9 protein-coding genes and 1 pseudogene are annotated in these 9,551 nt (G+C 58.2%); 1 reads left to right on the top strand and 9 read right to left on the bottom strand.

Annotation, left to right across the window (positions count from 1 at the left end; all coding sequences use genetic code 11):
* Positions 1-225: 225 nt before the first annotated feature.
* The 8 genes and pseudogenes from X756_RS140440 to X756_RS140475 form a co-directional block, all read right to left on the bottom strand.
* Positions 226-1,200, bottom strand: coding sequence for a LysR family transcriptional regulator (locus tag X756_RS140440; RefSeq protein ID WP_023731296.1), 975 nt, complete (start codon positions 1,198-1,200; stop codon positions 226-228).
* 64 nt (positions 1,201-1,264) lie between these two features.
* Positions 1,265-2,053: an ABC transporter permease gene (locus X756_RS140445; protein ID WP_023687364.1), complete on the bottom strand. Its 789-nt coding sequence runs from the start codon at positions 2,051-2,053 to the stop codon at positions 1,265-1,267.
* 3 nt (positions 2,054-2,056) lie between these two features.
* Entirely contained in the window at positions 2,057-2,968 is a 912-nt protein-coding gene (nodI, locus tag X756_RS140450) for a nodulation factor ABC transporter ATP-binding protein NodI (RefSeq protein WP_023685034.1), read from the bottom strand.
* Between the two features lie 54 nt (positions 2,969-3,022).
* Positions 3,023-3,256, bottom strand: a pseudogene (locus X756_RS140455) (carbamoyltransferase N-terminal domain-containing protein); the annotation flags it as partial.
* A 37-nt stretch (positions 3,257-3,293) separates the two neighbouring features.
* On the bottom strand, positions 3,294-3,923 hold the full coding sequence (nodS, locus tag X756_RS140460; protein ID WP_023685032.1) for a nodulation methyltransferase NodS: 630 nt from the start codon (positions 3,921-3,923) through the stop codon (positions 3,294-3,296).
* 13 nt (positions 3,924-3,936) lie between these two features.
* Positions 3,937-5,295 carry a chitooligosaccharide synthase NodC gene (gene nodC, locus X756_RS140465; RefSeq protein ID WP_023687361.1) on the bottom strand — a complete coding sequence of 453 codons (1,359 nt, stop codon included), beginning with the start codon at positions 5,293-5,295 and terminating at the stop codon, positions 3,937-3,939.
* A gap of 13 nt (positions 5,296-5,308) precedes the next feature.
* Positions 5,309-5,968, bottom strand: a complete 660-nt coding sequence (gene nodB / locus X756_RS140470) for a chitooligosaccharide deacetylase NodB (protein WP_023672235.1) — start codon at positions 5,966-5,968, stop codon at positions 5,309-5,311.
* Positions 5,965-6,558 (bottom strand): NodA family N-acyltransferase, encoded by a 594-nt coding sequence (locus X756_RS140475; RefSeq protein ID WP_023685029.1) that lies wholly within the window; start codon positions 6,556-6,558, stop codon positions 5,965-5,967. The genes nodB and X756_RS140475 overlap by 4 nt, the downstream gene beginning before the upstream one ends.
* Before the next feature lie 237 nt (positions 6,559-6,795).
* Here X756_RS140475 and X756_RS140480 point away from each other — a divergent pair, with 237 nt between their 5' ends.
* Positions 6,796-7,821 carry a LysR family transcriptional regulator gene (locus tag X756_RS140480; protein ID WP_023712679.1) on the top strand — a complete coding sequence of 342 codons (1,026 nt, stop codon included), beginning with the start codon at positions 6,796-6,798 and terminating at the stop codon, positions 7,819-7,821.
* Positions 7,822-8,420: 599 nt separating this feature from the next.
* Here X756_RS140480 and X756_RS140485 read toward each other — a convergent pair.
* Positions 8,421-9,452: a LacI family DNA-binding transcriptional regulator gene (locus tag X756_RS140485; RefSeq protein WP_023703127.1), complete on the bottom strand. Its 1,032-nt coding sequence runs from the start codon at positions 9,450-9,452 to the stop codon at positions 8,421-8,423.
* Between the last annotated feature and the right edge of the window lie 99 nt (positions 9,453-9,551).

Below are 9,551 nucleotides of genomic sequence, written 5' to 3'. Positions count from 1 at the left end.
CGGCTGAAGGTTTGGAAGGGATTCATCGTGGTCGGCCGCAAGGGCCCGAACAGGCTTCCGCCTCCACACCTTCAGGCGCGTTCATATTCGTCATCGGACAGTTGCAGAAATCGATTGCTTGGATAGGCACACATTTACGAAATGGATGCACTCTCGTGCGCTTCGCCCTTCTGCTGAGCAGTTGCGGGGTCGCAGGCGGCGGGGGATCGCCATCCATGCCTCCTCTCATAGTCGAGGGGGGGGCAGTTTCTCAATTTGGGGACAACTCAGACGTCCGGTGCTCTTAGGCAGAGGAATCATACGAGATCCCTCCTGCAACATCATTTCCCGCATCCACATGCTTGCCGGATCACTATTGTGGAGCGCAGGCCATTGAACGGCCTCCGTGAATGCGGGAGGAAGTGGCGGCGGAAGTTTGACAATCCGCAGGGGTGTTGTTTTTGCGAAATGCTGCGCCAGCCGTAAGGGCATGGTCCCGATGCGGCTGGTGCCTGATACAACGGGCGGGATCAGGCTAAAGCCGTGTACGACAACTTCGATGCGTCTCTCGAAACCGTGCTCGAGCAAATACCATTCCTCCATGGAGAGCTGCCGGGTGTCCCCGAATTTGAACACAACCTGCCCCATCGATAAGTATCGCTCCAATGTAAGTGGCTCTGACAGCTGCTTGTTCGTGCCGCAGCCTACGCACACGAGCATATCTTCGAACAGGGCTGCGCGAGGATGTTTCGACATGAATACTTCCGGCATAATTAGAAAATCAACGTCGCCGCGCCGGAGAAGCTCCTCGGGGTCGTCGGAAATAGGGAGACATTCAAAGCGGACGGCGGGAGCTTCCCGCGCAGCACGTTCTACGATCTTCTTAAAAAATACGAGCGTGATGTAATCGGAAAGGATAATCCGGAAGCGACGATCCGATTGGGCTGGGTTGAAGGCGTCCCAGGAAATAATCGATAGCTGGATGTGCAGCAATGCCTCCCTGACTGCTGGGGCGAGCCCCTCAGCGCGAGGTGTCAAAATGAGCTCGCGGCCGCTCATCGTAAATAGCTCATCGCTGAAATAGGCGCGTAACCGAGCAACGGCGGCGCTCATTGCCGGCTGGCTCAGGTTAATACTGCGGGCCGCCGCGGTGACTTTACGTTCCCTGACCAGAGCGTCCAACACAACGAGGAGATTCAGATCGAGTCCCTTAAAACGCATGTCTTGATCTAGGCGGCGTGTGAATGGGTTGCGACCAAACATTCAATTCGAATGGTGAGTAGCGTCAACGCATCAGCCTTCGACGAAAAAGAGCAATCGAAAAGAAGAAGGGCAAAACTGTGTATATGCAAAGCGCGCCGATATGCAGGCCCATTTTGTCAATCGGACGGCCAAGCATCGCTGGACGAATGAGGTCGATTGCATGTGCGAGCGGTAATAAGGAGGCAGCATACTGAAAAGCGCCGGGCAATTGGTTGACCGGAAACATCGCGCCGCAAAGGAACAGCATGGGTGTAATAACAAGCGTATTATAAAATATGAAATATTCATAACTGGGCGCAAGCGCCGTGACGACCATCGCTAGACTCGCGAAGGCGAGGCCATTGAGAGCGATGACTGGCAGCAAGCAGAGGATGGATGGCCACGATGCGTAGCCGAGCGTGGTGGCAACAATAGTGATTGCTGTGCCCGCCATGAGGGCCTTCGTGGCTGCCCACGCCAATTCGCCGAGTAAGATATCGCCGAGCGTCAGCTGAGTGCATAGCATTCCTTCCCAGGTGCGCTGGTCGCCCATGCGGCCGAAACTCCCGTAGACCGTTTCAGCGGTCGCCGATGCCATCACGCTTGTGGCAACCATGCCAGCCGCGAGAAACGCAATGTACGAAGTGCCCTCAACAGGACCTATCATTGTTCCGATGCCAAAGCCGAGACCGAACAGATAGATCATCGGATCGGCGAGGTTGCCGAGAACCGATGCAAGCCCGATTTTCTTCCATCCAAGATAGTTGCGGCGCCAAACCGCGACCCAATTCCACGCATTGGCGGGCATGCCCGCCGCATAACGTTCGCCCATTGTTCAGTCCTCCATCTCGCGCCCGGTTAACCGCAAAAACACATCCTCGAGATTGGGGGGACGCTGCAGAAGGCGTAGACCCGTGCGCCCGCGTAGCTGCGCCAGCACCTGCTCCGGATCGGGTGCATAGCAAAAAAGCGTCTCACCGCTCACCTCGATGCGCTGTGCGTACGGCCGGATCAGCGCACCCAGTTCATGCGGATTGCCGCCGTAGACCTCCACCACGTCACAGCCGATCTGCTCGTCAATGAGTTCGGACGGGCGACCTTCGGCGATCTTGCGCCCCTCCTCCATAACGCACAGCCGATCGCACAGCCGCTCGGCCTCTTCCATGAAATGGGTAGTCAAAAGAATAGTCTTGCCCCGCGCCAGCAGCGATCGCAGCCGATCCCAGATCAGGTGGCGGGCCTGCGGATCGAGGCCGGTGGTCGGCTCGTCCATCACCAGCAAGTGCGGGTCATTGATGAGCGCACGCGCGAGCGTCAGGCGCCGCTTCATGCCGCCGGACAGTTCGGCGACGCGCGCATCCGCTTTGTTCTCGAGGCGGGCGAACTCAAGCAGCGATGGTATGACCGCATCGATCTGGCGTCTGCTCATCCGGAAGTAGCGCCCGAACACCAACAGGTTCTCGCGTACAGTGAACGCGGCATCAAGATTGTCGAACTGCGGGACCACGCCGATGCGCATACGTGCCAAACGCGCGCGCGCCGGCACTGGAGCGCCGAGCACAGTAATCTTCCCCGCATCAGGCGATGTCATGCCGAGGACCATACGCGCAATCGTGCTTTTGCCCGCGCCGTTCGGTCCCAAGAGCCCGAAGCATTCCCCCGCCGCAACGCGGAACGACAGCCTGTCGACAACGAGCTTGTCATAAGTTTTGCTTACGTCAGTAAGGTCGATCGCTATCATGGACATGGGTTCATTTTACCGAGAGGGACGACAAAACTGGCGGTTGCTTGGTTCCCTGCCGACCTGAAACTGTGACTCGTCTTCGTCATCCCCGCCGTCGATAACGAACTGATCGACATCACAAGGATCTAGCCGCTGCTCCGCTAAAGCGGCGACAATTGCGTCGAGATTATCGATGGATTGGTATCGCGGATCGTTGTGCCGCTTTTCCTGGTCATCGCAGAAGACGAGCCGTCCATCCTGGACCAGGGCGATCGCCCCATCATGGGTCAGCTTGGTACCACAGATGCGCATAGTGTCTCCACGTTAACGGCGATAGATTCGAGATTCATCAGGAAGCGGAAATCGGATTCCGGAAACGGACGAGCAAGCAGTCTTCGTTGACCGACTCGCCCCGACACTCAAGCCGCTCTACCTCGATCAACGTTTCGTTCAGCATGGCGATGACCGGCTCAGCACCAGCGGCGTGACCCCAGCGACGGCAATTAGCATCCCTTGCCGATCCGAAGATCAGATGCCCGCCTGGCGCAAGCACCCGCACCAGGTTTTTGACGGCCGCGCGCATCTCGGCTATGTCTCCGAGGTAGTAGAGGACCTCCGCCACAACGATCACGTCAAACAACTCGTCGGTCGAAAACTGTTGAACATCGCAGACTATCCAGTTGATGCGCGACGGCTCCTTTATCCGTTGACGTGCTCGAGCAATCGCTTGCGCCACGACATCGATGACGGTGAGCCCTTGGCAGTAGGGGGCTAGTTTTTCCGTGAATGCGCCGGCAGCGCACCCGACTTCGAGGGCATTTGTAATGGAGCCTTGGGCAAGCGCCAGCTGGAGCATTTGCGTGTGGCGCTTCCGCTCGAATGGATTGCCGTCGAGGCCCCACGGATCGTCGGCGGCCAATTCCCGATCAAGCAACTGATGATTCACGTTCTGGGTCAAACTCGTGCACCTCTCGTCCATTAGGTATTTGCGATCAATCGTCGCCGCAAATGTTGTCCGACAGGACTAATTCCGAAGAATCCCGCGCAAGACTGAGCCTGCGAAGCGGAGCCGAATGGGGCGAGAGTTCTGCCCTGCTGGAACCAGTGATCGGAGCTTGGGTGGGGGCCTGTTTTCCCCCAGTGTTCGATGTAGCCACAGCAGAGCTTCGCGACAGCCAATCGCTATTGCTCAAGGTACACAGCGCGTAGGCCTTCAACGGAAGCAAGAGAAAGACGTTGATGAACGTGTGCAGCGAAAAGCCAAGAAATCGAAATTGTCGAGCACGAAATGCTACCACGCTGCATCGGAGCATGGTCATGGACACAATCATCAGTCCTGTCCACCAAGGCACAGTGCCTGTCAGTGCGAAATGTGCGAGGCCCGTTAATACCGATAGGGCGAGGAGTAGCGCGCCGAGATTCTGTCCGACCACGTCCAACGTGAGATAGCTATTTAGGCTAGGCAGCAAGCGCAGCCCAAGCAGTGTGTCCCGGAATGTGCTTCGTGCCCAACGGAGTTGTTGGCGCAGATACGGTCCGAGTCTGTTCGGAACGACTGTGGCCGCGATGGCGCTCGGAACGTATTCGGTTCGAAAGCCTGCTTTCAGCATCAGGATAGTGAGATGGCGATCCTCACCGAAGTCGCTTGGCTTGCCCCGAAAAAATTGCGACTCGTACTGGTCCAGTAACAAAAGGAGCGCAGACCGGCGGTACATGGCACATGGGCCGCAACAGCACATAACGGCACCGAAGCGAGCCTGTGCCGCGCGCTCCTCGTTGCAAGCCAGCCAGTACTCCATGTCTATCAGCCTGGTCAGCCAGCTCTCGGTTCGGTTACTGGCCGTCAACTGACCCATGACTGCGCCGACCGCTGAATCTCGCATCTTCGGTACAAGCTTGGAAATGACGTCGGGCGCGAGTACCGTGTCTGAATCAACGTTAAGCACCAGATCCCCTGATGAGCGTCGTATCGCGGCGATCTGCGCCTTGCGCTTTCCAACATTCTCGGGAAGCAAAATGATGTCGAACCTGGGGTCGCGCGCGTAGTCTTCGTGGACAGTTCCTAAGGCTTCGCGATTTCCAGAACCGTCATCAACCAAATAGACCCGAAGTCTTCCGGCGTATTCTTGGTCTGCAATGGAAGCCAGGCACTCTGAAAGCGTGCGCGGATCCTCGTTGAAGCAGGGGACGATGACATCGACGCTGGGCAGTTTGTCGGAGCCGGCGAGAACCTCCAACGCCGACGAATCCTTTGTCGGCATAGCATAAAGCCCTTGCATGCTCTTATAGGCAGTCGAGAGCAGTGCATAAAGCGAAATGGCCACAGTGCTGGTTGTACCAAGAAGAGTCATGGGATCTCGTTGTTCAGTGATGTTGAGGAAGTGAGCGGATTACAAATCCGCGCTCACGCAGTGCTGGAATCAGCCGGGACAGCGCCGTGACCGTCTGGTCGCGCATGCCGGCGTGAGCGCCCTGGCTCAACTCGCCGGGAGGGCATCCGTCGTGCAAGAGTACAATTGCGCCCGGCCGGACGGAGGCGAGCACTTTATCGATAATCGCCTCGACTCCAGGGCGAGACCAATCTCGAGGGTCGACGGACCAATGAAGGGCCGCCAGCCCGGCGATCTGTGATGCTGTGCAGACTTCTTCGCTCCAGGCGCCGTAGGGCGCGCGAACAAAGCGGACCGAGGCCTGCGGGCACGCTCTCATGATGGCGTCGTTCGCTTCAAAGACCTCACGTTGCACTTCGCCGAAACCGCATTGGTACAGATCCGGATGAGACATCGTGTGGTTGCCTACCTCGTGCCCTTCTGCGATCATCCGTTGGATTAGATATGGGTGCTCTAAGGCGTAGGCGCCGATGACGAAGAAAGTCGCCGGCACCCGCTGCTCTGCCAGCACGTCGAGAATCTCCGGTGTGAAAAGTGGATTGGGACCGTCGTCAAACGTCAGATAAACGCTTCGACGGCCGGTGCCGTCAGAGCACTCACGGCGCACTTCGTACAAGCAATCGGACCGGCTCATAGCTCTGGTCCGTTCCGATCTATCATCGTGCCCGTGGGCCATTCGCTGATCGGCCGTCCAACTGGCAGAACAATTGTGAGTGCGTCATCGATGCGTGTGGGCGGCAGGTCGAGGCGGGCCTCTGGTCGGGTGGAGCGCACGCGAATTCCCGACAAAACGGCCATAGGGCTGTATCGCCGTCCGAACCTCTCAACATGATTCCGCATCGCGTCCCTGACCGTTCCGAAAGCGAATGGAACGCCAAGCTCCTGCAGTATTGGAAGCATGACATGGATTGAATGGGCGATTCCCAGACCCTCAAGGTCCGGACGTACCCCGTACAGGCCCAGTTCAGCCACCAACAGGTCGACCGCGTCGACCTTGATGAAACGGCGCAGTATGCCCATGTGAGCCGCTACACCGCTTGAATCATAGGCGATTACGCGGAGTTCAGGCCTGGCTCCGGCCCAGCTTCGACTACCTTCGAACGGTTCTGCGTTGGACGCCCCAGTCGGCCCGTACGTATCACGAAAGAACTCGGCGAGCTTAACGTGATCGGAGAGCTGCAACTCGTTTTCCCAGCACAACTTCCACTGCACCTGATGGCGCATTCAGGACCTCTCTTCATATTGGTTTTTGCGGCCGCATTACTCGACCAAAGCGGCGTTGGTGGCTGCACTCAGCCGTTGTCGTTGGCGAAGGTGAGCCAGACGCTCTCTCGAGTTCCGGCCCGTGTCGTCGATTTGAGCTTGACGTCGCTCACTTTCCGTTCCTCTAATGCATGGCTCGTAAATTCGTAAAATTGATTGTTTGAATGATACGCATCCACACGTTGGATAGAACATGACATGCGTTTCAAAGGGCTGGATCTAAATCTCCTCGTTGTGCTGGACGCTCTGATGAGGGAGCGTAAAGTCACTGCCGCGGCTCGCAGTATCAACCTGAGCCAGCCGGCCATGAGCGCCGCCGTTGCTCGGCTACGCGCCTATTTCAACGATGAGCTATTTACGATGAACGGCCGCGAGCTCATTTTGACGCCGCGCGCCGACGGGCTCGCCCCAGCAGTCCGGGACGCATTGCTGCACATCCAGCTATCGATTATTTCCCCCGACGCCTTCAACCCGGCCCAATCGGATCGTCTCTTCCGAATCATGCTTTCCGATTACATCACGCTCGTATTTTTTAGGAAGATAGTAGAGCGCGCTGCGCGGGAAGCTCCCGCCGTTCGCTTTGAATGTCTGCCTATTTGCGACGACCCCGAGGAGCTTCTCCGGCGCGGCGACGTTGATTTTCTGATTATGCCGGAAGTGTTCATGTCGAAACATCCTCGGGCAGCCCTGTTCGAAGATAAGCTCGTAGGCGTAGGCTGCGGCACGAACAAGCAGCTGTCGGAGCCACTTACATTCGAGCGATACTTGTGCATGGGGCATGTTGTGCTCAAATTCAGGCACACCCGGCAGCCCACCATGGAGGAATGGTATTTGCTCGAGCACGGTTTCGAGAGACGTATCGAAGTTGTCGTACAGGGCTTTAGCCTGATCCCGCCCGTCCTGTCAGGCACCAGCCGCATCGGGACTATGCCCTTACGGCTGGCGCAGCATTTCGCAAAAACAACACCCCTGCGGATTGTCCAACTTCCGCCGCCACTTCCTCCTCCTGCATTCACGGAAGCCGTCCAATGGCCTGAGCTTCACAATAGTGATCCGGCAAGCATGTGGATGCGGGAAATGATGTTGCAGGAGGCATCTCGCCTGGCGCCTTTGCCTGAAATCATTGAGCGTCTCGGGCACGCCGATCCGACCTTTCGTTTCTTGGTACCGACTGCCACCTCGAAATCGCGTGCGAAGTCCCGGAAGATGTTGAGCCCCACCTAATCACCGCCTGTAAGACAGGCTGATCAGCATGTTCGACAAGCGCCGGCGCGGCGCGTGTTACCTACGTTCTGGGGCTGATCTCAGGCGAGTTGCTCGTCGAGGGTGTGTGGCAGAGTGATGCCAGCTGCCTTGATTGCCCGCTTTGGCCGTAGGTGGTGACGACGCGAGCATTCTTTTCGATGGCGGCTTCTGGAGGCGGACGCGATCGCGTAGGAGCGGTTGCCCTTCGGGCGTCGGGCCTTTGGCCCGGCAGAGCGGCGCAGTTCCTTGCTAAGTGCGAGGGGCCGGAACGAGCAGAACACACGCCCGGGCTGCTACTGAATTGACTGCCGCCTCGATTTGCGTGCGAAGTCCCAGAAGATGGTTAGCCCGGTTAAATTCCTACCTTGCCGGCTGTGCCGCGGCTTTTCACGTGCAGCCAGGCGAGGAGATGGCGGTCGACGAGGTCGACCCCAAATGGACTGTGCTGGCCTCGCTCGGCTCTTGCCGTGCGGGATCATTGACCACACCCCCTGCACGAGAACGTGGGGCATGTTGGCAAGTGAAGCCGGTGGAGGTTGACGCTGCGGATCTAGGTAATCTACCTCGCGCTTCCGCCTTCATATATTTTCCGGCAGATGGATGTCGAACGGCAGAAATGTCTGTCCGGGTGTTTCAGCGGTGCCGGTCTCGATAGCCCGTGTCATCAGCGTTATCAGCTCCTGGCAAAGCCGGCGCATTGGCGTGGCGACCGCCATCGTGACGATGTTATCTGCAAGCGCTGCCCGAGACTCAGGTGTGATTTCATTCACGATCGCGACGAGATCCCGACTTTTGCCCTCTTCTCGGAGCGCGGAGATCGCGCCCTCCATGCCGCCGCCGGCGACATAGAAGCCGACGAGCTCGGGCTCCCGCTGCATGAGATCAAGCGTTGCCTCGTAGGTGATCTGCCGTTTCTCGAGGTTCATGACCGGATCCAGCACCTCGAACGTGGGCGCGTTCTCACGGCAATAGGAGCGAAAGCCGACGTCACGGAGCTCGTGCCCCTGGAAACGATGGCTGCCGACAAACACCGCCACTTTGCCGGGCCGTTTTGCGACCTTGGACACCATCCAAGCGGCCGTGCGCCCGACCTTGCGGTTGTTAAGGCCGATATACCCCTGTCGCACGCCGGCGGCGAAGTCGGAAAGCAGCGAGAAAACCGGAATGCCCTTGGCCTTGAGGTCCTCAACCGCTGCTGTGATTTTCGGGTGGTCCGGTGCCACCATCGCGATTGCATGGCAGCGTGCGCCCAACTCCTTGAGCGGCGCGATCAGGTCGCTCGGCATATGTGACGGGGCGAATTCGACGAGCGGAATGCCGTGGAAGGACTGGGCCAAATTGACCGATGCTTCGACCTCGCGCGCTAAATCTTGGTAGAAATGCTGGGCTGGTTTTCTCAAGATGAAGCCCAGACGGTAGTGCGGTAGGTCTCGCCGCAACCGCTGCTTGATTAGCCCGGCAGCATGATAGCCGATCGCCTGGGCGGCGTCGTGGACCCGCCGCGCGGTCTCCTCGCGCACCGGATGGCGGGCGTTCAGAACCCGATCGATCGTTGCTACGCTGACTCGGGCTTCGCGGGCGAGATCGGCAATTGTGGGGCGCTTGGTCATAGGTCCTATTCTGATTGGTTTTTGACGCGGGCCGGCTCTCTGTCCGCCTAGCGCGTTTCGGTTTCGGGTGGCAAAGTGAAGACGTCCCCATACGAATGG

The organism is Mesorhizobium sp. LNJC405B00 (assembly GCF_000502615.1).
Lineage (GTDB): Bacteria > Pseudomonadota > Alphaproteobacteria > Rhizobiales > Rhizobiaceae > Mesorhizobium.
This window is presented reverse-complemented; position numbering and strand designations above follow the sequence as displayed.

Excerpts from the sequence above, each read along its gene's own strand:
- X756_RS140440 (WP_023731296.1), bottom strand. The coding sequence starts at position 1,200 with ATGCGTTTTAAGGGACTCGATCTGAATCTCCTCGTTGTGTTGGACGCT.
- X756_RS140445 (WP_023687364.1), bottom strand. The coding sequence starts at position 2,053 with ATGGGCGAACGTTATGCGGCGGGCATGCCCGCCAATGCGTGGAATTGG.
- nodI (WP_023685034.1), bottom strand. The coding sequence starts at position 2,968 with ATGTCCATGATAGCGATCGACCTTACTGACGTAAGCAAAACTTATGAC.
- nodS (WP_023685032.1), bottom strand. The coding sequence starts at position 3,923 with ATGGACGAGAGGTGCACGAGTTTGACCCAGAACGTGAATCATCAGTTG.
- nodC (WP_023687361.1), bottom strand. The coding sequence starts at position 5,295 with ATGACTCTTCTTGGTACAACCAGCACTGTGGCCATTTCGCTTTATGCA.
- nodB (WP_023672235.1), bottom strand. The coding sequence starts at position 5,968 with ATGAGCCGGTCCGATTGCTTGTACGAAGTGCGCCGTGAGTGCTCTGAC.
- X756_RS140475 (WP_023685029.1), bottom strand. The coding sequence starts at position 6,558 with ATGCGCCATCAGGTGCAGTGGAAGTTGTGCTGGGAAAACGAGTTGCAG.
- X756_RS140480 (WP_023712679.1), top strand. The coding sequence starts at position 6,796 with ATGCGTTTCAAAGGGCTGGATCTAAATCTCCTCGTTGTGCTGGACGCT.
- X756_RS140485 (WP_023703127.1), bottom strand. The coding sequence starts at position 9,452 with ATGACCAAGCGCCCCACAATTGCCGATCTCGCCCGCGAAGCCCGAGTC.